This is a genomic window from Mesorhizobium sp. M0189 (assembly GCF_040322135.1).
Lineage (GTDB): Bacteria > Pseudomonadota > Alphaproteobacteria > Rhizobiales > Rhizobiaceae > Mesorhizobium.
The window spans coordinates 1-21,512 of sequence record NZ_JAMYSW010000026.1; the positions used below are offsets into that span (position 1 = coordinate 1).

The window sequence follows — 21,512 nt, forward strand, 5'->3', positions numbered from 1 at the left end:
GCGGCCGGCAAGCAGTTGGTCCAGAAGTTCCTTCTCAATAGCCATGCGATGATTCTCTCCTTTCCATCATCATGGCCTCGCGCACAGAATTCCCGACAGTCCCGGGCTGCGCGGCGGACACGCCGACGTCACAGCTACTGCCACGCCATTTTTGCAGAACTTGACGCACACAACTAAATCTTCCTTGCGGCGCTTCGCTTGGCATAGATGCCGACGCCCAGAAATTTTCGCCACGATACCTCAGCCCGCCGATCGCGGTCTATGAGCATCAAGCAGAGGTCCCCCTATTCCCAGCCTATTCCCAGGGAGTAAACCGTGGCGACGCGCAGATCGCCGGCGGCCTCGGCAGCATGATGGATGCGTCGATGTCGGGCCACGTCGGCAATGTCGACAATCGCGAGCGCGATGGTGAGTGTCTTTGCTTCAGCACGCCGCGAATGACCGGACGGTAGACCCCAGATCAGGAACCGATTGATAGGGTTCTTGTGCTCCGGGACGCTAAGCAGAGCTTGCAAATGATGGTGTCCCGGGCGTGACGATCAGGCTTGCCGGTAAAACAGCGCCCGTCCGGTCGGAATTAGCTGAAGAAGATAATCGAAGTCGCTGATGTTCGCTGTGAGTACCGTGAACCCTAGCTTCTGCGCCTGCAGGAACAAGACACAATCCTGAAGCGCGCGGAGGCGAGCATCTTTCTGGTAGCCCTGAAGGCGGCACATGATGCCGGACAGCAGCGCAGCTTTTCCAAGCACGTCCGTATCCGGTGCGAAGACACGATGCGGGTGCATGCCGCGAACGGTAGCGCCAATCTGTTTGATTGCAGTCTTTGTACCGGGATGCTTGGGGTCCAGCACGCCGACGGTGTGCATGAGTTTCTGGATGGCAACTGTCGAATGATTACTCAGTCTGAGATCGAGCAGATCGGCGACAACATCCGGGGCGTGGCTCTGCAAACCATCAATGTAGACACAGGTATCGAGCATCAGCTCTTGCCCCGCCTCGGCAGTATCACCGAGGAACGGAAGGTCGTCGTCCTTGCGGCGAGACAGCCTTTCCTGAGGATCGAATCGTGCCCAGCGGACAGAACTGGCAAAATCAAAGTCAGTCACCGAGCTTAAGCGTCGGATCGACGGTGCCTCTCGTCTTTCTGAACGTCTGTCCGAAATTGTCGTCGAGGGCGACATTGGCGAGGGCGAATTCGATCAAGTCGGTGTCAGTCTTGATCCCGGTCTGCTTCTTGGCTTTTTCGATCAGCGCCGGACTGATACGACCACCGATCCGCGTGCTCTTCTCACCCAGCAGACCAGAACGTTCCGCCGCCTTCATGACGGCCTCAACACGGGTTCTGCTGACCGCGACAGACTTGCCGGTCTTTGTTGCCCGACCAGTCTTCGGAAGTGGCTCGCCGGCCTTCCTCGTCATTTCGATTATACCGGCCATACCGGCGCGCTTCTGAATGGCAAATCTCCCTTGCCGTTCCGCGCCACCACCCGTGTGTTTCTTCCTCGCTGCCTTCGCCATGACGCAGCCTCCAATGTCTGACATTTCACGATTTCGTCCAACATAACATGATTGAGACAATTTTCAAGGAGCCACCGAAATGCGGCGACGGCTGGGGGTCTCGGAAGCCCGGCAGGGCGAACGCCTGGATGCGATGCTTCTCGCCGACGCCGTGCGGCGCGCCTATGCGAGCGCGGCCACAGTCGGTTCCTCGATGCTGGTGGTGGATACCATCAGCGAGCGCGCCGCTGTCTTCTATGAGGGAAACGGCTTCGTGCGGCTGCCGGACTCCCTCCGGCTGGTCCTACCGATGCACGCAATCCAGCAACTGGTGGAGCCATGATCGACGCAGCACCTACATCGCCTAACGTCAGGCGCTCTGTCGCTCGGGCGGCCAAAGCCGGGCAACAATGTCGCAAAATCGCGTCACCGCATCCCTTGTTGCGCCGCTTCGCCAAAACAGAACCGAAAAATAGGCGACTTTTGTGTGCACCGAGCGTGCACGTAGCGCTCTAAACACTGGCTTCCTGTCCTGTTGCCAACCCATCACTGGATACCTCAGAGCACGCTGGATGATCCAAACGCTAATTCCGCGGCGTCATGGTCGGCCTTCAAAGCCCTTGGCCGGGAAGTTGGTACGCATAGTCGGAATCAAGCAACACCCTTCCGAACTGGATTTTGAAGCCGCGGATAAGCGGCTATGATGAGCGTGCCGAATGCAAGTAAGGTTCGAGGAGGCTCGAACAATCGGCATTAGAGGAGATTACGTCGATGACGAACGTTCGCGCCCTTGTCCTTGAACGCCAGCACGAACTCAAGCTGCGTGACATCGATCTGCCACAGACCGTGGGCCCGTGCGAAGTTCGCATCAAGATCCATACGGTGGGCGTCTGCGGCTCTGACGTGCATTACTACACGCATGGCCGCATCGGCCCGTTCGTGGTCGAAGCGCCGATGGTCTTGGGCCACGAAGCCGCCGGCACCGTCGTCGAAACAGGGGAAGGCGTCGAGCATCTGAAGGTCGGCGACCGCGTCTGCATGGAGCCGGGTATCCCCGATCCCAATTCGCGGGCGAGCCGGCTCGGCCTCTACAACATCGATCCGGCGGTCAGGTTCTGGGCAACGCCGCCGATCCACGGCGTCCTGACGCCCTATGTCGTCCACCCCGCCAACTACACTTTCAAACTGCCCGATAATGTTAGTTTCGCCGAAGGCGCCATGGTGGAGCCTTTCGCTGTCGGAATGCAGGCGGCTGCCAAAGCGAAGATCGCGCCGGGTGACACCGCGGTGGTGATTGGCGCCGGGCCGATCGGCACGATGGTGGCGATCGCTGCCCTCGCCGGCGGCTGCGCCCGCGCCATTGTTGCAGATCTCGCCCAACCCAAGCTCGACATCGCCTGCGGCTATCAAGGTGTGATCCCGGTCAACATCCGCGACAAGAGCCTGGCGGCGGAGGTAAAGCGCCAGACCGATGGCTGGGGCGCCGACGTCGTCTTTGAATGCTCGGGCTCGTCCAAGGCATGGGAGACCCTGCTCGATCTGTCGCGGCCCGGTGGCGCGGTGGTGGTGGTCGGCCTGCCGGTGGCGCCGATCGCATTCGATGTCGCCACCGCCTCGACCAAGGAAGTCCGCATCGAGACTGTGTTCCGCTATGCCCACCAATATGAGCGGGCAATTGCCCTGATGGGGTCGGGCCGGGTCGACCTAAAGCCACTCATTTCGGCGACCTTCCCCTTCGAAGACTCCATCACCGCCTTCGACCGCGCAGTCGAAGCTCGGCCGGCGGACGTAAAGCTTCAGATCCGATTGCCGGAATAAGGCGAGTTCCAACGAAGCCCGGGCGGTCCTCCCGATCTCCTGGACGCGTTCCGTAGCTTCTTGGGCCGCCAAGTTGGCGGCGACCCTGGCGCTTTTGATGCTGGTACACGGCATTGCCAGCGGCGTTGCCTCCAAAAAGAGCTCATATCAGGCGATGACGGCGTCCCGTGGGACCGGCGTGGGACCGCGAGCCATCCCTTGAGCACTGATGGAACCGACACTTGACAAATCGGCGGCCGTCCGACACGTTCTTAACAAAAGGCACAACAAACTTACAAAAGTTCAAGTTGGCACAATCTGGCCGATAGGGAGAAGGGCCGATGCGTCTCTGTGACCGAACGGAGATTTGCGCGTGAGCACGGTGACCGTGACCCACGAAACGCCCAGATGGGCCCTGCCCCGGTTCATGACGGCCGAGCATCCTTTCCCCTGGCTCGCGCCGATCACGGTGATGCTTCTCGTTTTCGGCATCTATCCCCTCGCCTATTCGGTCTGGCTGTCGTTTCACAAACGCAATGTCGTCTCCCGGCAGCTCGACTTCGCCGGGCTCCACCAATGGACGCGCGCCTTCTCGGATGCGCGTATGTGGCATTCGCTGGAAACGACGCTGATCTATACCTTCGTCGCGCTTGCGGTTCAGCTTGCGCTCGGCATCCTCATCGCGCTTCTGCTTGACACCGACCGCAAAGGCTACGGGGTGCTGCGGGCGCTGATGACATTGCCGCTGGTCGTGCCGCCTGCCGTGACCGGAATGATGTTCCTGCTGATGCAGGACGGGTCTTTCGGCGTCCTGTCGTTCTACCTCTATGCCCTCGACCTGATCTCGCCGGCACAGCCGATCCTGACGCAGCCGGGAACCGCATTGGCGGCGATCCTGCTGGCAGACATATGGCAATGGACGCCGTTCATGGTGCTCATCATCCTGGCAGGGCTCAGGGCGCTGCCGAAGGAACCTTTCGAAGCCGCGGCGATCGACGGCGCCAGCGGCATCCAGACGTTCTTGCGGCTCACATTGCCGATGCTGCGCAAGGTGATAGCGGTCGCGGTGCTGATCCGCGGCGTCGATCTCTTTCGCATCTACGACTACGTCTACATCATCACCGCCGGCGGGCCTGGCACGGCCACCGAGACGCTTTCATTCTACGCTGGCCGTATCTATTTCACCGGAGACTTTCCCTACGCCGCGACCCTGTCGCTGATCGTGCTCGTCGTCTTGATCGTCGTGTCGAACCTGTTCGTCAGGCTGTTCAAGGTGAGGTTCTGATGGAACCGTCGCGCGCCCAAACCATCGCCCGTGACGTGCTCGCCGTCCTTGTGGTGGCGATCTTCATGTTCCCGATCGCGTGGTGGGCGCTGTCGTCCATCAAACCCTATTCGGCGATCTTCGACCGCAGCGGACCGGTCTACGTCGATTTCACGCCGACGCCGGACAATTACCGTGTGACGTTGCTTGGCGTTTCGCGCGTCGACATCGGCATGGAACAGGGCGGCGAGGCGGCCGGGGTGATCAAGGGTGGCGCCAGCTCCTACGATTCCCGCCAGTCGTTGCTCGACAGCGCCATCATAGCCGTTGGATCGACGGCGCTGACGCTGCTGCTGGCCACTCTGGCCGCCTATTGCCTGTCACGAATGCAGTTCAGTGGACAGCAGTCCTTCCTGTTCTGGATTCTCTCGCAGCGCTTCATGCCGCCAATCGCGATCGTCATTCCGATCGTTTTCATGTTCCGGGATCTCGGCTTGCGCGATACCTATACGGGGCTCATCCTTGTTCACAGTTTGATCAACCTGCCGCTGGCGGTTTTGCTTTTGAAGTCGTTCTTCGACGATGTTCCGCGCGAGGTTGATGAAGCGGCGCTGATTGACGGCGCGACGCGCTGGCAGACGTTCCGACGCGTGGTCCTTCCCATGGTCAAGGGCGGCATCGCTGCGACGGCCGTGCTGTGTTTCATCTTTTCGTGGACCGAGTTCCTGCTCTCACTGTTCCTGACAACGTCGATCCGCACTGTGCCGGTGAAGATCTCGACCTTTGTCACCTCGACCGCGACCGAGTGGGGCTACATCACAGCGCTCGGCACGTCCGCGATCATACCCAGCTTCATCTTTATCCTGCTGGTTCAACGGCATCTGGTCCGCGGCCTCACCCTCGGATCTCTGAAGGAGTGAGGCGCAGACGAGAACAACGACGACAAAACCGCAACGGAGGAACGATCATGAGCTTCAGTGAACACGACAAGAAGACATTCGTCACCGATACCTGCAATGACTTTACGGCGCGCCGAATAACCAAACGCGACTTCATGAGGAAGATGGCGCTCGCTGGTGTCGGCTTTTCTGCCTTCGGATCGGCTATGCTAGGTGGTGGCCGCACCAATCGGGGGATGCTGGGCCTCGGGGTTGAAGAAGCCCGCGCCCAGGACGCCGATATGCTGAAGTGGCTGGCCGACGTCGGCAAACCATACGCCGGCACCAAAATCCGCTACACTTCGGAAGCGACGCCGCCAACGATCGTGGCCAACCAGCTTGTCGCGGGTGAATTCACCAAGGCAACCGGCATTGAGGTGGAAGTCGAGATCGTGCCGCTGGAGCAGGTTCTCGCCAAGGCCACGCAAGACGTGCAGGGCCAGCTTGGCACCTACGACGTCTACTATCTCGACCAGTCCTGGATGGCGACATTTGCACAGGATGTCGTCGATCCGCGCGAGTATTATGACCAGAACAAAGAACTGGCGATGCCCAACTTCGACTGGGACGATTTCTCCAAGCCGCTGGTCGACGGCATCGCCATGTACAACGGCAAACAGTGCGGAATTCCATTCGATATTCCGATCTTCATCCTGATGTACCGCAAGGATCTTTTCGACAAACACAATATTGCGCTGCCGACAGATCTCGACGCCTACCTCAAGGCCGTGCAGGCGCTCACAGAGGCAGAAAAAAGCAACGGCATCTTCGGCACAGCGTGCCAGGCGAAGTCCGGCCACTATTCGCTGGAATGCGACTGGACCTTCGCATTGTGGGGCCATGGCGGTTCGATCTTCAACAAGGACAAGAAGTTTGTCGGCAATGACGAGCGCGGCGTGGCCGGACTGCAATTCTATCAGGAGCTGGTCAAAAACTCGCCGCCCTCGGCGACGACTTGGACCTGGGACGGTCAGGGACAGGCGTTGACACAGGGTCAGGCCGCCATGGCAATCACCTGGGGCGAGGATTTCCCCGGCTTCGACGCCAACGATTCCAAGGTCAAAGGCCTGTTCGAGGCCCTGCCCGCGCCCAAGGAGGTTCCTGGCCGCCGCGCCGTCGCCGATTGCGGCTTCAACGAAATCCCGGCCGTCGGCCACCAAGGTGGCTCGACGATCTCGCTGTCGCAATATTCCAAGAACAAGGAAGCAGCATGGCTGTTCATGCAGTGGGTCTGCTCGAAGGATGTGATGGCGCGGGTATCGACGCTCGGCGGCGGCGCCTCGCCGATGCGCAATTCCTCTTTTACAGATCCTCGGGTCAAGGCGAAGGCTGTTGTCGGGCCCGGAACGACACGCCATTTCGAGGCGATCAAATACACTATCGACAACCAGATGGGATCGGAGCCGGACATGCCGATCTGGGCGGATTTGTCGAACAACGACATCCCGGTTGAACTCGGCAAATTGCTTACGGGCCAAGACTATGGCGGCGACGCCAAGGCATGCCTGGATGCCATTGCCGGCATTGTCGACGGCAAAGTCAAGGATGCCGGTCTTTAGCGGGTAGTCGGTGATTTGGGCGAAGGCGGCTTCGACCGCCCTCGCCCTTTGGCAATGTGGCGGCAATGGTTCCGGATCTCGTCATCGGCATCGATTCCTCGACCTCGGCAACCAAGGCGATCGCCTGGGACCGCAATGGTCTGGCCGTGGCTGAAGGTCGTGCGCCGCTTGCAATGTCGAACCCGCGTTCGGGCTATTTCGAGCAGGATCCGGCCGAATGGTGGGCCTCGACGGTCACGGCGCTTCGTTCTGTCGCGGCAACAGTTTCGCCCGCACGCATTGCCGCCCTTGCGATTGCCAACCAACGCGAGAGCTTCGGCCTTTTCGACGAGGAGGGCCAGGCGGTCGGGCCCGCGACCCTCTGGCTCGATGAGCGCGCCCGTGGGAAAGCACGCCGCTTCGGCGAGAGCTTCGGCGCAGCACGTGTCCACGCAATATCCGGCAAGCCGCTGGACGTCATTCCTTGCCTTTACCGCATGATCTGGTTTCGCGAGGAACAACCCGAGATTTTTGCCCGCGTGGAGCGAATGGCCGAAGTCCACGGCTATCTGGTGTTTCGCTTGAGCGGCCGGTGGGTGACGTCCACCGCATCCGCCGACCCGATGGGTATACTCGATATGCAAGCTATGGACTGGTCGAACGAAATACTCGCCGCAGCGGGCATCGCCCGGCGCATGATGCCGGACCTGGCGAGGCCCGGCACCGTTCTGGGCCAACTGACTTCGGAAGCGGCCATTTCGACCGGCCTGCGCGAGGGCACGCCGATCGTCGCCGGCGGCGGCGACGGTCAATGCGCCGGAACGGGCGCTGGTGTGTTGCAGCCGCGATGCGCTTACATCAACCTCGGCACGGCGGTCGTCTCCGGCAGCTTCGGCACGGACTACGTCCACGACCAGGCCTTCCGCACCGAGACGGCGGTCGCCGATGACGGCTATATCTACGAGACGTGCCTTCGCGCCGGCACTTTTCTCGTCGACTGGATGGCGCGCGAAATGCTTGGCGTCGATCTGCATGGCGCAAGCGATGCTCTGGAGGCGCTCGAGGCCGAAGCCGCTGCCAGCCCGATCGGCGCAGGCGGCATAATGCTCCTGCCCTACTGGCAGGGCGTCATGGACCCGCACTGGGATAGTGCCGCCCGTGGTGTGATTGCCGGGCTATCCGGCTCCAGCCGCCGCGGCGACATCTATCGCGCCGTGCTGGAAGGCATAGCGCTGCATCAGGCCGCGACAAGTCAGCGGGCCGCTGCGGCTGCCGCCCAGACCATCGACCAGTTCATAGCCATCGGTGGAGGAGCGAAGTCCGACCTGTGGATGCAAATTCTGGCGGATGCACTCGATCGTCCCATAAAGCGTTCGACGACGGTGGAAGCCTCCTCGCTTGGCGCGGCGATGGCGGCGGCAAAGGGCGTGGGCTGGTTTTCCACCATCGCCGAAGCGTCCTTGGCAATGGCCAGCGAGCCGGCCAAAACCTTCGAACCGGACACGAGACGGGCCGAGCTCTACGCCGAACTTCTTGCGATCCATGCCGATCTTTGGCCAACGCTTTCAGCCTGGAACCAGCGCCTCGCGGCCTTCATGGAGGCCGATCATGGCTGAAACGACCAACTGGAACGCGTTGATCGAGGACGTTGTCGCGGAACGCTGGAAAGATCCTGAGACAGGCGAGGCTGCCGTCCTGCCGTTCCAGACGATCGAATTGCTGGAGACGACGGAGGGCCGCGAGGCGGATCTCGTTGCGCCCCTGGCGCTCGGCCGTCGCATCGCTGTTGTGTCCGATGTCAACACCGTCGATGTGATGGGCCGGCGCGTCGCGAAGGCGCTGCGCGCCATCGCCGACATCAGTGAAATCGTGCTGCCTGACGGCCTCGACTGCGATGAGGCAACGATCCAGATGGTCAGGGAGAAGACGCGTCACGCCGACGGGGTCGTGGCCGTCGGGTCTGGCGTCCTCAACGACAGCTGCAAGCATGCAACCTTCCTCGACGAGCGGCCCTATGCCGTCTTCGGCACGGCCGCCTCGATGAATGGCTATGGCGCTTCGACAGCGTCGGTGACCTTGGCTTCAGGGCTCAAGATCTCGCTGCCCTCGCACGCGCCGCGGGGCATCTTCCTGGACCTTGGCGTTTCGGCCGCAGCGCCCGCCTGGCTCAGCGCCGCTGGGCTCGGTGACAGCCTGTGTCGTCCCACCGCCCAGATCGATTGGTGGGCTTCGCATCGGCTGTTCGACACCTACTATTCTGCCGTGCCCTACCTGCTGCAGGCGGGCGATGAGGGACCGATGCTGGCCAATGCGCCTGGCCTTGCCAGGCATGACGTCACCGCTGTCGGGCATCTCCAGCGCGTCTTGACGCTGTGCTCGATGGGTGTGTGCTTTGCCGGCGTTTCCCATCCTGGATCCATGGGAGAGCACCAGATTTCCCATTGGGTCGACATGTTCGCGCAAGACCATCATCCCGGCACCACGCACGGTCAGCAGGTGGGGGTTGCCTCGATGGTCATGGCGCGTCTGCAAGCGCGGCTGCTGGACATGAAAGAGCCACCGCAGGTGAAGCCGACCGCCATCGACGAGGCGGCGATGCTGGCCCGCTATGGGGCACAACTTGGACCACTTTGCATTGCCGAGATGAAGAAGACGGCACTCGACGCCCGCCAGACGGAAATCTTCAACCGCAGGCTTGCGGAAATCTGGCCGGCACTGCGCCAGGAGGTTCGGCCGATGGCGATGCCGGTTGCCCGCATGGAGGCAGCACTCAAGGCTGCCGGGGGGCCGGTCACCGGCACAGAACTAGGCCTGCCGCGCGCGCTTTGGCACGACGCCATTCGCTATTCGCGGGAAATCCGTGGCCGATGGTCCTTTGTCAATCTGGCCGCCGATGCAGGGCTGCTGGAGGAGTTTCTGGAGAGCGAATGGTGAGACCGCATCCGACCGTCGCCAATGACTCGCATGGCGAAAGTTGAACCCAACCGGCAAGGGCAATCGAAGGATAACAATTTATGGCGTCTGTCACCATCAGCAACATAAAGAAAGACTATGGCGCCCTCTCGATTATCGATGGACTCGATCTCTCGATCGAGGATGGCCAGTTCGTCGTTCTGTTGGGGCCGTCCGGGTGCGGCAAGTCCACACTGTTGCGCATGATAGCCGGTCTCGAGCCCATCACGTCCGGTGAGATCACGATAGGAGACAGGGTCGTCAACACACTTCATCCCAAAGACCGCAATATCGCGATGGTCTTCCAGAATTACGCGCTTTACGCGCATATGACCGTCTTCGACAACATGGCGTTTTCCATGCAGTTGAAGAAACGCCCCAACGAAGAAATCAAACAGAAGGTCGGATGGGCGGCATCGATCCTCAATCTGACCCCTTATCTGGAACGGTATCCCCGCCAGCTTTCGGGCGGCCAGCGGCAACGCGTCGCCATGGGTCGCGCCATCGTGCGAGACCCAACTGTCTTCCTGTTCGACGAGCCGCTGTCCAACCTCGACGCCAAGCTGCGCGTGCAAATGCGCACCGAAATCAAGGAGCTCCACCAGCGGCTGAAGACCACCACCGTGTATGTCACGCATGACCAAATCGAAGCCATGACCATGGCCGATGTCATCGTCATCATGCGCGACGGCCGCATCGAGCAGATCGGGCGCCCGCTTGATGTCTACGATCGCCCGGCAAACCTCTTCGTCGCCTCCTTCATCGGCTCGCCCGCAATGAACATGTTCCATGGCGAGGTGGCTTCCGAGCGCGACGCCTGGGTGGTGCGGACCGACGAGCTATCCCTCCCGCTTCCGCCAGAGGCTGCGGTCCGGCCCGGCCAAAAGGTGATCTATGGCATTCGGCCCGAACATCTTCGACCTGTGGCAGACGGGCGCGGCATCCCGGCGAGAATTACGGTTGTCGAGCCGACTGGCCCCGAAATCCATATCTTTGCCGCCATGGGCAACATTGCGATCTGCTCGGTGCTGCATGACCGCATGGAGCTCTCTCCTGGAGCTGTGATCCACCTGGAGCCAGCGCCTGAGCGAATCCACCTGTTCGACCAAGGCAGCGGCGAGCGGCTGGACAAGGAAAGAAGCTGAATGGCGAAGATCATTATCCTCGGCGCTGGCGTCATGGGCTCTGCGATGACGCTTCCGGCCGCTCACGCGGGTAACCGCATCACTCTTGTCGGCACCCATCTCGACGAGGAGATCGTCAGCTCTGTGGCCGACACAGGTCATCACCCTCGCCTCAACATCACTCTGCCTGACGCGGTAGCCGCCTGTTCCTGGACCGAATTCGGGACGGCGATGAACGATGGAGCCGACCTGCTTGTACTCGGCGTCTCGTCGGCCGGCGTTCCTTGGGCGATCGACCGCATTGCTGAAAGCATCAAGTCGCCCATGCCGATACTTATGATTACGAAAGGACTCGCCGCGAGCGACGAAGGCATCGAAATCCTGCCGCATCTGCTTGCCCGCGAGATTGAGCAACGTACTGGCTTGTCGATCTCGGTGATGGCCGTCGGCGGACCTTGCATTGCCGGCGAACTGGCCGCACAGCGCGATACCTCCGTGATCGTGGCTGGGCACGATCCCGACCAGCTGGCCGCGGCGTCACGCATCCTGCGCGCGCCTTTCTATCATGCGCGACCATCATCCGATCTCATTGGCGTCGAGATCTGCGCGGCTTTCAAGAACTTCTATACACTCGCCGTTGGGGCTCCCGTCGGGCTGCTTGAGCGAGACGGCAAGGCGCCCAACGGTGCGCTCATGCACAACCTTGCCTCGTCGCTTTTCTCGCAGTCCCTCGCCGAGATGGCGATTCTGGTCGAAGCTCTGGGTGGAAAAATCGAAACAGTGCTGGGGCTGGCCGGCTCCGGCGATCTTTATGTGACCTGCCAGGCGGGCCGTAACGGTCGCATGGGACGCCTGCTCGGCCGCGGCCTGCCCTATTCCGTGGCGAAGCGCGAACATATGAGTTCGGACACGGTTGAGGGGGCGCAACTGGCGCTGGACCTTGGTCAGGCTTTGAAGAATATGATGGGCCGGGGTGTACTTCCCCATGATCGCCTGCCGCTGACGACTGCCATCATCGACGCGATTTGCCATGATGCTCCGCTGGTTTTGTCCTTCGACCGCTATCGTCGAGGCTAGCGGAGCCGGGGAAACTCGATTGATGCCTCATATCGATGAGCACATGGCTCGGCCGAGCCCGCTCTGAACCCGCTGCCGCGGAGTGGACAGGATGATCTGATGGAGAAACCAGCACGAAAGAAACGCGACGGCCGCCAAGCCGTAACGAGTTCCGTCACGGCCGATCGCGAGGAAGGGCTGCTCGTGCGCGCCGCCTGGCTTGCTTATGTCGGTGACCTCACCCAGGCGCAAATCGCCAAGTCTCTTGGCCTGACCCGCCTTCGCGTCAACCGGATGCTGGCGCATGCGCGCCAGCGGGGGATCGTTCAGATTCGCATCAATTCCAAGGTGGCGAACTGCATCGAGTTGGAGAACCGGCTGCGGGACGCCTATGGTGTCTCGGATCCAATCGTGGTCCCGACACCGCCGGATCCTGCTCTGGTGCCACAGGTCATCGCAGCCGCCGCCGGCGAAGCCCTGTCGCTTAGAATCCGTGACGGGATATCGGTGGGCGTGGGATGGGGGCGGACGCTCCAGCTCAGTCTGCGGTCGGTGACCGTGCGCCCGGTCAAAGGAATGTCGATCGTTTCCCTGCTTGGCGGGCTCACACGTGGATCGGCGATCAACATCTACGAGATCGCTTCCCGGCTCGCGGCGCTCTTCGACGCGGAATGCTTCTACATCGCAGCACCGGTGTTCACGGATACCGAGGCCACACGCGATCTGCTTATGCGCCAGTCTATTCTGGAAGACGCCTTCACTCATGCCCGCGACGTTGACGCCGCTTTCGTTTCGGTGGGCGCGGTGCACAAGGACGCCACCATCTTTCGGATCGGACTGGTAGGAGACGATGATCTCAGATCACTCCGCGAAGCCGGAGCGGTCGGCGATATTTGCGGCCACTGGATCGGCGCCGACGGACAACTCGTCGATCACCCGCTAAACAGCCGCGTCATCGGCCTCGCCCCCGAACATCTGCGCGACGTCGACACTGTGATCCTGCCCTCCGGCGGCCTCGACAAGGTTCCGGTGCTGCGCGCCGTGTTGCGTCTGGGAGTCGTCGATGTGCTGATCACCGACGAGAAAACCGCTGAGGCTATTCTTGCGGAAAAGTCGTAGCGCAGACTGATCTCCACCAGCAGAGTGGCTCGCGAGTGATTGCTTCTTCACGTCACAGCACCTCGTGGATTTCCTCGATCGAAGTCTCGCCGATCGGCTTGTCCAGAACGATCTCTCCGCGCGCCATCGCCACGACCCGGTCACAGCATTCGAAAACATGATGCATGTTGTGGCTGATGAAGACGCTAGTGATGTTCTGGGCCTTGAGGCCACGAACGAAGCCGATCACCTTTCGCGTTTCCTTCACCGAGAGATGGTTGGTTGGCTCATCGAGAATCATGACTTTCGACTTGAAGTGCATGGCCCGGGCGATCGCCACGCCTTGGCGCTGGCCGCCCGACAGTTCGCCGACCAGCGCGTCGGGCGACCGCAGATGCAGGTCGACGTCGGCGATCGCCTTGACGCTTTCGTCACGCATGCGCTTCTGGTCCAGGATGCCGATACCGAAAACCGAACCCTTCACCGGCTCGCGTCCGATGAAAACGTTGCGGGCGATGGTCATAGTCGGGACCATGGAATTGTACTGGTAGATCGTCTCGATGCCGCGTCCCATGGCGTCGCGCGGGTTAGAGAAGCGGACCGGTTCACCTTCGATCCTGATCTCGCCGCCATCGGGCTTTTGGGTGCCTGAGAGGATGTTGATCAGCGTCGATTTGCCGGCGCCATTGTCGCCGACGAGGCCCAGTGCCTCGTCGGGATAGATATCCAGCGTAACGTTTTTCAAGGCGTGGACGCCGGAATACCATTTCTGGAGTCCCTTGATCGCGATGATGGGCGCCGCCATGATCAGGTCTCCACCTTCATTGCCCTGCCCCGCTTTCGAAGCCATGCGTTCATGACGACCGCGAAGATAGTCAGAAAGCCGATCGCCATCTTGAACCAGTTGGCGTCAACCTGGCTCAGCACCAGTCCGTTGTCGATGACGCGGATAAGGGCAGCCCCGATGATGCCGCCGAAGATGGTGCCGATGCCACCAGCCAACGAGGCGCCACCGATGACGGCAGCCGACACGGCCTGCAGCTCCAGCCCCTCGCCGATCGACGGCAGCGGGGCGCCGAGCCGCATCACCTGAATGGTACCGGCAAAGCCGGCGAGCACCGAACAGATCATGAAGCAGGCGACCTTCACCCGGGCCGTCGGGATACCCATCGATTGCGCGGCGGGCAGAAAGCCGCCGGTGGCGCGCACCCAGTTGCCGAAATTCGTGTGCGACAGGAGCACGGTCACCAGGATTGCCACGGCGAGAAACCAGAAGAACGACATGCGAAAGAGGTCGCCCGGTCCCACATAGACCGTAAACAGCCATTTCGGCAGAGCGTTAGCTGGTATGACAGGAGGGAAGCCGCCGGAGATTACCACCGTCAGCGAACGCGCGATGAACAGCATACCAAGCGTGGTGATGAAGCTTGGTATCGCGAAACGAATCGTTATGAACCCGTTGAAAAAGCCGATGAGGGCAGCGATCGCGAGGCCGGCGGCAAAGGCCGGCGCGAACGGAACGCCTGCCGCGAGCATCACCGCCATGGTCATCGGGGTCAGCGCAAAGACCGAGCCCACCGAAAGATCAAACTCACCGCATATCATCAGCAGGGTCACGCCGATCGCGACCAGCCCCATTTCGGGCAGCAGCCCAAGCATTCCGCGAAGGTTCTGTGTGTTCAAAAATACGCCGTTCGAGCGAATCTGAAAGACGATGAGGAGCAGGAGCAGGAACACGACCGCCGCAAGCTCCGGCTTCTCCAGATAAATCTTCATCAAACGCTTCATCATTCGCTCCGGCTCGGGATCGTTTCCGCTGGTTATCGCATCGGCAAAGGGGATGGCGGCAGTCTGTCTTCTACCGCCCTTGACGGGGAAGATGCCGCTGGAGGATGGGGACGGAGCCAACGCCCAAGACCGTGTTGCCTGGCCCTCCCCCTTGTCCAGCCGACCTCTCCCCGTAAGAACGAGGAGAGGACGCCGGCTTCGTGCCTACCGCACGCCCTTTGCGGCCAGTTCCTTGAGCTTTGGCACGTCTTCCTTGACGATGATGCCCTTGCCGGTGTCGATGTCTGCCGGCAGCAGACCGACGTTCTTGGCGAGATAGGCTTCCATCACCGGCATGAAGCCCTGCATGTAGGGCTGCTGGTCGACCTGGACCTGGATATAACCCGCTTCCATCTGTTGCAGGACTTCCGAGACGATATCAAAGCCGCCCATCAGCACCTTGCCCGGCTCGATGCCGCGATCGATCAGTACCTGGGCGACGTAGGCATGCCAAAGGCCGGTGTCGAAATACACCGTGGTGTCCGGGTGCGCAGACAGATAGGCGCCAACACGATCGGCGACGACGGCGCCATCTGTGCCGGTGTCGAGCCGTTCAATGACCACTTCGCGTCCGCCATTCGCGGCCTTGTATTCCTCAAGGAACTTCATGACGCCGGCAGCGCGCTGTTCCGACCAGTTCTGACCGGGCGCGGAGACGCCGACGAGGGCCCTGATCTTGCCTTCCTTGGGGAAGAACTCGGACATCTTCTTGCCGAGTTCGTAGCCGGCGGGAATGAAGCCCTGGCCGATGAAAGCCTGGCGGGCATTGCCGGCTGCTCCCTCGGTGTCGTCGACATTGGATGCGATGAGCGTGACGCCGGCAGCGCGGGCGTCGGCGATGATCTGGTCGAAGGCATTGTTGTCGACGATCGAGGTGATCAGCGCGTCCGGGTTTGCCGCGAGCGCCGCCTGCATGTTGGCCGATTGTTGCTCGATCGAGCCTTCGGTCTGCGTGAAGACCATCTGGCAATTGGCCTGGATCTTGGCGCAGGCGTCGTCAAACCCCTTCTTCACAGCTTGCCAGAACGGGTTTGACGCCGACGAATGATGTGTGAAGACGATTTTCATCGGCTCCTGCGCGCGTGAGCCGATTGCAGAGCCTCCAGCCAGTACTGCTCCCAAGGCTGCCGAGATAAGTAGCTTCTTCATGGTTCTCCTCCTCCGTAGAAAGCTGCTTCAGGTTCATTTTCAGAGAGTCGATGTGTCGGTCACCCGTCGAAGCGCCGTGAAGGCGCGATCGATCTCCGGGTTCAGTTCCATGCCGAGGCCCGGTCCGGAAGGCACGGTGATCATGCCGTTCTTCACCTGCGGCAAAGCGGTCACAAGGTCGCGGTACCAGGTCTTGTAGAAGGCCCTGACACTCTCCTGGACGAGCGCGTTCGGCGCATTGAGCGCCAGGTGGGTCGATGCGCCGAGCACAACTGGACCGGTGCAGTCGTGTGGCGCGACCGGCAGGTGCCATGCTTCAGCCATGGCAGCGATCTTGCGCGCCTCCGAGAGCCCGCCGCACCAGCTGATATCGAGCATAATGACGCCGGCCGCCCCGGTCTCGAGAAGGTCACGGAAGGCCCACCGGGAACCGAGCGTCTCCGAAGCCGATATCGGCGCCAGCGAAGCCTCGGCATAGCGTTTCAGGCTGGACAGGCTGTCCATCCTGATCGGATCTTCGTGCCAGAAGGTCTTGTAGGGGGCAAGCTCGCGGGCGATCTGCATGGCCGGCAGCAGCTGCCACATTGAATGGAATTCAACCATGATGTCCATCTTGTCGCCGACCGCATTGCGGATTTTCTCGAATGGCGCCAGCGCGGAATTCAAATCAGGCTGCGAAATATACAAGCCGCGCGTTTTCTCGGCGGCCATGTCGAAGGGCCAGATCTTCATGGCCGTGATGCCTTCCTCCAACAATGAATGCGCCAGTTCGTCGGCGCGGTGAAGGAAGCCGTTCAGATCATCATAGGCGTCGCCGGGCTTATCGAGCCCGTAATTGGCCGTCGTCTGGCCGGTGGTCTTCTTGATGTATTCGGTACCGGCACAGGTGTTGTAGGTCCTGATCTCGTGCCGGGTGAAACCGCCGAGGAGTTGTGCGATCGGCTGACCCGTCGCCTTTCCGAACAGATCCCACAGTGCGATATCGAAAGCGGAGTTGCCCCTGACTTCCGCGCCCGTCGATCGGAAACCGAGATAGCCGACGAGATCGGCGGCAAGCAGGTCGATCTGCAAGGGGTTGCGCCCGATCACGCACGGCGCGACATATTGGTGCAGATAGGTCTCGACGGTTTCGGCCATGAAGAAGGTCTCGCCCAGCCCAACGAGGCCTTCGTCCGTGTGAACCAGGACCCAGAGAAGGTTCGGCCGCTCCTTGATCCGCAGCGTTTCCAGTTTCGTGATCTTCATCGCGCACCCCGCTCCTCAGGCGATGCCAGCCGCCAGCAGGGCCTTGACGCTCTCGTCAAAATGCCTCGCCATCAGGTCGCGAGCGGACTGAGGATCACCGGTCTCGATTGCTTCGGCGAGATCGATATGGATTTGGATCATCTCCAACTGCTCGGCATCCGAAGGGCGGCTCCGCCAGCCGATCGGCCAGGTCTGGCGCGATACGCGCTCGAACGCGCCGACGATGAGGCTGAAAACCGGATTCTTTGCAGCCTTGGCGATTTCGAGGTGAAAGGCGAGATCGTGCTCCATGACCTGTTCCGGCCGCTGGAAATTCTCGCGCATGGCGAGCGCATGCGTCCTGATCCTTTCCACTTCGTCGGCTGTTCTGCGCAAGGCCGCCAGCATGGCGGTGCGGGTCTCAATCGTGCGGCGCACGTCGTAGATTTGCTGCACCGTGATCTGCTCGGTGTGGACGCCATGCTCGATCACCAGCGACATGGCGCCATAATCCAGCTCGGCGACGGTAGCCCGTCTGCCTGCCCTCAGGTCGATAAGCCGCATGGCGGCGAGCGAGCTGAAGGCCTCGCGAACCACGGTGCGCGAGACGCTCAATTGTCTCGAAAGCGCGGCCTCGCTGGGCAGCCGGTCGCCGGGCCCGAGTTCATGCGCGCGAATATGGCGCGTGATCTCGCCGATCGTATTGCTGACCAGGCTCGCTGCGTCGGAATGTTTTGCGGATACCGCCGTGCTCACGCAATCTCCAGTTCAGGGGCCAACCTGTATGGCAGGTTTGCCTGAGGTGTTGATAGTATGCAAGAAAGATGTATGTCAAGATCAGGCGGGCCGGCGTCGTCGCCAAGAGACCGATGGCAAGAGGCTTGCACGAACGATGCTCTTGACGCGACCGTCGCCGGGTCGGCCGGGTGCAGGAGCCCGCGCGGTCGAGCAGGCGATTGTCTGCTTGGTGCGCTCGACATTCTCGTCGTGAACAGCGGCGTGCCGCCGACCATGTCGTTCGAATTTTCTTGGCAGATGATTCACTGATATTTCGATCGACGCACCCCATATGAGCGGAAAGAGTGTCACTTGAGGACTTGCCTATGCTGATTTCGCGTTCAGGACGGTTTGCAATTTTGTTTGCGGGATTGTTCCTGGCATTTTCCATGGTCGCTGTGGATCACGCCGATGCGCGCCGTGGCGGCAGCTTCGGCAGTCGCGGCATGCGCACTTTCCAGCCGGTCCCGCCGACCAGGACGGCGCCACAGCCTTCCGCACCGGTCGAGCGCTCGATGACGCCCAATGCGGCAACGAACAATGCGGCCCGCCAGCCGCAGGCATTCCAGCGCCCAGGCTTCTTCAACGGCCTCGGTGGATCGATGATGCGGGGGCTGCTGCTCGGCGGCTTGATCGGCGTTCTTTTGGGCCATGGGTTCGGCGGCTTGGCCGGCATGTTCGGCCTTCTCCTTCAAGTGCTGCTGATCGGCGGCGTGGTCATGCTGGCCATTCGCTTTTTCCGCTCGCAATCGGCGCAAAACCCAGAGCCCGCTATGGCCGGTGCCTCGCGAGGTGCTGGGAGCTTTGGGCGAAGCGCAGCAGCCCGGCCCGAGCCGAGCAACGTCCAAGCATTCCCCATTCCAGGCATCGGGTCGGGATTTGGCGGAACGAGCCAGGCCAGCCCTTCCGATGAGATCACGCTCACTAAAACCGACCTCGACACGTTCCAGCAACGGCTGACGGAAGTTCAAGAAGCATTCGGGCGCGAGGACCATGCTGCCTTGCGCCGGTTGGTGACGCCCGAGATGGTTTCCTATCTGTCCGAGGAACTTGCCGATAATGCCAAAAAGGGCGTCCGGAATGACGTGTCGGATGTCAGCCTGTTGGAGGCCGATATTGCGGAAAGCTGGCGGGAGGATGACCGCGACTACGCGACCGCTGCTTTGCGCTACGAGTCTCGCGACGTGACCCGCGATCGCATCAGTGACAAGATTGTCGAGGGCCAGGCCGATCAGCCGACAGAGACAACCGAACTGTGGACCTTTACGCGGCAGAACGGCGGTGACTGGAAGCTTGCCGCAATACAGCAGCCGAGCTGATGTGCCCGGCCTTGATGTCTGCCAAGAGTTTTGTTCAGGTTTCTCGCTACCACTCGAAGGCCAGCGCGCCCCTTCCGCGCGCTTCTTTCCCCCAACGCGCGTTGAGGTAACATTATACCACCGGCTTCAACCGGGACCGGACAATCAGCATCGTACCGCGCGACTTTTTGCGTTTCCGGTCTCGTGTAACCCAATCGACGAACCTCCTGCCGGGTTGCAGCCCGCCACCCCTCGATGCTCAGGCAGGCAGGCTCTTTGACAGCCTGCCTCTTCTGGTTTACGTGCGGCCATCAAGAATGTTCAACGCGTAACGTGTGTGTCGCCGTTCGCCGGTTCTTATCAGTGCACCGTTGGCAACGAGGTCCTGCAAATCTCTTGTTGCCGTCGCGCGCGATGCCTGCGTGATTGCGATATAATTCTCGGCGCTGAGCCCCCCTTTGAACCCGTCGATGCCCGCGCGGAACATCCGGGCGATGACCTTTTCCTGGCGCTCGTTGAAGTGATCCCGGTAGCCTTCGTGAAACTTGGCCTTGACGACGGAGAATTCGACACGAGCGAGCGTTACGCGCTGCGCTTCGAGGATCGTGTTGGCGAAGTAGAGCAGCCAATCTGTTACCGCGTTGCTCGTGTTGCTGGCCTCCAGATGGTCGTAGTAGGCCTTGCGGCGGCGCTCTATCGTATAGGCCAACGCGATGAGGCTGGGCTCACCCAGATTTTGCGCCAGCGCCTTTTCGCAGAGGGCACGGCCTATGCGACCGTTGCCATCCTCGAACGGGTGAATGCTCTCGAAATAAAGGTGCGCGATAGCGGCACGCGTCAACGCTGGGAGCGGTGTCTTGCCTTTGGGTGAGGTATCGTTGAACCAAGTAGTGAAGGCATCCATTTCGGGTTTCACCCGCGCGGAGGGCGGCGTTTCGAAATGAACTTTGGGCTTATCCAGCCGATTGGAAACGATCTGCATGGCATCGGCATGCTGGCGGTAGTTGCCGATGGTCTCGATACGACGCTCACCCGACATCACCATCGTATGCCAAGCGTAAAGAGTGCGATGCGTCAGCGTATCGGCAAAATGCAAGTAGACATCGGCCATCATTTCAGCGATGCCCCGCTCGGCAGGCGGAATGCGCCTGGTCTCGCCGCCCAGACCAAGTTGCTGGCGCAGGGATGATTGCAGGCTCTCGCGGTCGAGGTACTCCCCCTCAATCGCGGATGTCTTCAAGGCCTCTTCGCTGATAAGATCGATGCGGATCTGGTCGCGATCGTCGGAACCGACATGACGAAAGACGCCTAGGAACTCGCCCGATCGCAACAGGAACTCGCTTTCCAGCGGTTCCAACGCCTTCTTATCGTAGGTAAAATGCGGCCAGTCCGCTTGCTCCCAATTCCATACCATGAGTGATAGGGCACCTTGCTATAACTCACGATAGCAACAATTGTGAGCTATAGCAATCTTCTCTATGCCTCAGAAGTCGCGGCTTTGCCCCGGCGCGATCCAACGGCTAACCATCCAGATCAATTTAATCATGCTTGTAGGGCCGCCGCATTGCGGGCCGCGCTCAATCGTTGCTCGAACGTTTCGGTTTTTTCTCCCAGCTCAATGAGCGGCTTAAGTTCTTCATACCCCGCACGTGCAGCGACACGCGACGTGGTGCGACGGGATGACAACGGCCGTGTGACCAGGCCGCATGCTTCCAGCCGCTTGAGCAACGGCGTCAGCGTCGCCGAATCAAGCCCAAGCACTTCGCCAAGCTCGCCCACCGTGCTTGGCGCTCGCTCCCATAGCGCGAGCATCGCCAGATATTGCGGGTAGGTCAGCCCCAGCGGATCGAGCAGCGGCCGGTAAAGCCGGGTCATCAGCCCGCTTGCCGAATAGAGCGCAAAGCAGAGCTGCTGATCAGGCCGCCGAATCCCGCCGGAAGCCGCCGGGAGGTCCTCGGGTCTGGTTGTGATCT

Annotated in this window: 21 protein-coding genes; 11 read left to right on the forward strand and 10 right to left on the reverse strand. The window is 61.0% G+C overall.

Going from position 1 to position 21,512, the window contains the following annotated elements; all coding sequences use genetic code 11:
• Positions 1-284 precede the first annotated feature (284 nt).
• Genes NKJ09_RS29395 through NKJ09_RS29405 form a run of 3 tightly spaced genes read right to left on the reverse strand, consistent with a single transcriptional unit; the run spans position 285 to position 1,518 of the window.
• Positions 285-515, reverse strand: a complete 231-nt coding sequence (locus tag NKJ09_RS29395; protein WP_352496463.1) for a hypothetical protein — start codon at positions 513-515, stop codon at positions 285-287.
• Positions 516-539: 24 nt separating this feature from the next.
• Positions 540-1,106, reverse strand: coding sequence for a type II toxin-antitoxin system VapC family toxin (locus NKJ09_RS29400; protein ID WP_352496462.1), 567 nt, complete (start codon positions 1,104-1,106; stop codon positions 540-542).
• Positions 1,099-1,518: a hypothetical protein gene (locus NKJ09_RS29405; RefSeq protein ID WP_352496461.1), complete on the reverse strand. Its 420-nt coding sequence runs from the start codon at positions 1,516-1,518 to the stop codon at positions 1,099-1,101. Before NKJ09_RS29405 ends, NKJ09_RS29400 begins: the two co-directional genes overlap by 8 nt.
• A 79-nt stretch (positions 1,519-1,597) precedes the next feature.
• Between NKJ09_RS29405 and NKJ09_RS29410 the strand changes: the two genes are divergently transcribed.
• From NKJ09_RS29410 to NKJ09_RS29455, 10 genes are all read left to right on the forward strand, one after another.
• Entirely contained in the window at positions 1,598-1,840 is a 243-nt protein-coding gene (locus tag NKJ09_RS29410; RefSeq protein ID WP_352496460.1) for a hypothetical protein, read from the forward strand.
• Between the two features lie 428 nt (positions 1,841-2,268).
• Complete coding sequence (locus tag NKJ09_RS29415) at positions 2,269-3,315, forward strand: NAD(P)-dependent alcohol dehydrogenase (protein WP_352496459.1); 1,047 nt, start codon at positions 2,269-2,271, stop codon at positions 3,313-3,315.
• Positions 3,316-3,667: 352 nt separating this feature from the next.
• The gene (locus tag NKJ09_RS29420; RefSeq protein WP_352496458.1) at positions 3,668-4,579 is read left to right on the forward strand and encodes a carbohydrate ABC transporter permease; all 912 of its coding nucleotides are present in this window, start codon (positions 3,668-3,670) and stop codon (positions 4,577-4,579) included.
• Positions 4,579-5,478, forward strand: a complete 900-nt coding sequence (locus NKJ09_RS29425) for a carbohydrate ABC transporter permease (RefSeq protein WP_352496457.1) — start codon at positions 4,579-4,581, stop codon at positions 5,476-5,478. Before NKJ09_RS29420 ends, NKJ09_RS29425 begins: the two co-directional genes overlap by 1 nt.
• Before the next feature lie 47 nt (positions 5,479-5,525).
• Positions 5,526-7,055 (forward strand): ABC transporter substrate-binding protein, encoded by a 1,530-nt coding sequence (locus NKJ09_RS29430; protein WP_352496456.1) that lies wholly within the window; start codon positions 5,526-5,528, stop codon positions 7,053-7,055.
• Between the two features lie 65 nt (positions 7,056-7,120).
• On the forward strand, positions 7,121-8,650 hold the full coding sequence (locus tag NKJ09_RS29435) for a xylulokinase (RefSeq protein ID WP_352516122.1): 1,530 nt from the start codon (positions 7,121-7,123) through the stop codon (positions 8,648-8,650).
• Entirely contained in the window at positions 8,643-9,968 is a 1,326-nt protein-coding gene (locus tag NKJ09_RS29440; RefSeq protein WP_352496454.1) for an iron-containing alcohol dehydrogenase, read from the forward strand. Before NKJ09_RS29435 ends, NKJ09_RS29440 begins: the two co-directional genes overlap by 8 nt.
• Positions 9,969-10,048: 80 nt before the next feature.
• A complete protein-coding gene (locus NKJ09_RS29445) occupies positions 10,049-11,131 on the forward strand; it encodes an ABC transporter ATP-binding protein (protein WP_352496453.1) in 1,083 nt (360 codons plus the stop codon).
• Positions 11,132-12,187: an NAD(P)H-dependent glycerol-3-phosphate dehydrogenase gene (locus NKJ09_RS29450; RefSeq protein ID WP_352496452.1), complete on the forward strand. Its 1,056-nt coding sequence runs from the start codon at positions 11,132-11,134 to the stop codon at positions 12,185-12,187. It begins immediately after the preceding gene.
• A gap of 99 nt (positions 12,188-12,286) precedes the next feature.
• On the forward strand, positions 12,287-13,285 hold the full coding sequence (locus NKJ09_RS29455; protein ID WP_352642023.1) for a sugar-binding transcriptional regulator: 999 nt from the start codon (positions 12,287-12,289) through the stop codon (positions 13,283-13,285).
• Between the two features lie 52 nt (positions 13,286-13,337).
• Here NKJ09_RS29455 and NKJ09_RS29460 read toward each other — a convergent pair whose 3' ends face one another.
• From NKJ09_RS29460 to NKJ09_RS29480, 5 genes are all read right to left on the reverse strand, one after another.
• Positions 13,338-14,069 (reverse strand): ATP-binding cassette domain-containing protein, encoded by a 732-nt coding sequence (locus NKJ09_RS29460; RefSeq protein ID WP_352484286.1) that lies wholly within the window; start codon positions 14,067-14,069, stop codon positions 13,338-13,340.
• Positions 14,070-14,071: 2 nt separating this feature from the next.
• The gene (locus tag NKJ09_RS29465; protein ID WP_031194994.1) at positions 14,072-15,052 is read right to left on the reverse strand and encodes an ABC transporter permease; all 981 of its coding nucleotides are present in this window, start codon (positions 15,050-15,052) and stop codon (positions 14,072-14,074) included.
• Positions 15,053-15,256: 204 nt separating this feature from the next.
• The gene (locus tag NKJ09_RS29470) at positions 15,257-16,240 is read right to left on the reverse strand and encodes a sugar ABC transporter substrate-binding protein (RefSeq protein WP_352496451.1); all 984 of its coding nucleotides are present in this window, start codon (positions 16,238-16,240) and stop codon (positions 15,257-15,259) included.
• Positions 16,241-16,279: 39 nt separating this feature from the next.
• On the reverse strand, positions 16,280-17,485 hold the full coding sequence (locus tag NKJ09_RS29475) for a mandelate racemase/muconate lactonizing enzyme family protein (protein ID WP_352496450.1): 1,206 nt from the start codon (positions 17,483-17,485) through the stop codon (positions 16,280-16,282).
• Positions 17,486-17,500: 15 nt separating this feature from the next.
• Entirely contained in the window at positions 17,501-18,220 is a 720-nt protein-coding gene (locus tag NKJ09_RS29480) for a FadR/GntR family transcriptional regulator (RefSeq protein WP_352484283.1), read from the reverse strand.
• A 350-nt stretch (positions 18,221-18,570) separates the two neighbouring features.
• Here NKJ09_RS29480 and NKJ09_RS29485 point away from each other — a divergent pair, with 350 nt between their 5' ends.
• Complete coding sequence (locus tag NKJ09_RS29485; protein WP_352496464.1) at positions 18,571-19,560, forward strand: Tim44 domain-containing protein; 990 nt, start codon at positions 18,571-18,573, stop codon at positions 19,558-19,560.
• 277 nt (positions 19,561-19,837) lie between these two features.
• On the opposite strand, the gene NKJ09_RS29490 is transcribed toward NKJ09_RS29485, so the two are convergent.
• Together NKJ09_RS29490 and NKJ09_RS32575 are read right to left on the reverse strand one after the other, a co-directional pair.
• On the reverse strand, positions 19,838-20,953 hold the full coding sequence (locus tag NKJ09_RS29490) for a Fic family protein (protein WP_352496449.1): 1,116 nt from the start codon (positions 20,951-20,953) through the stop codon (positions 19,838-19,840).
• A gap of 128 nt (positions 20,954-21,081) precedes the next feature.
• The gene (locus tag NKJ09_RS32575) at positions 21,082-21,510 is read right to left on the reverse strand and encodes a MarR family winged helix-turn-helix transcriptional regulator (protein WP_502900434.1); all 429 of its coding nucleotides are present in this window, start codon (positions 21,508-21,510) and stop codon (positions 21,082-21,084) included.
• Between the last annotated feature and the right edge of the window lie 2 nt (positions 21,511-21,512).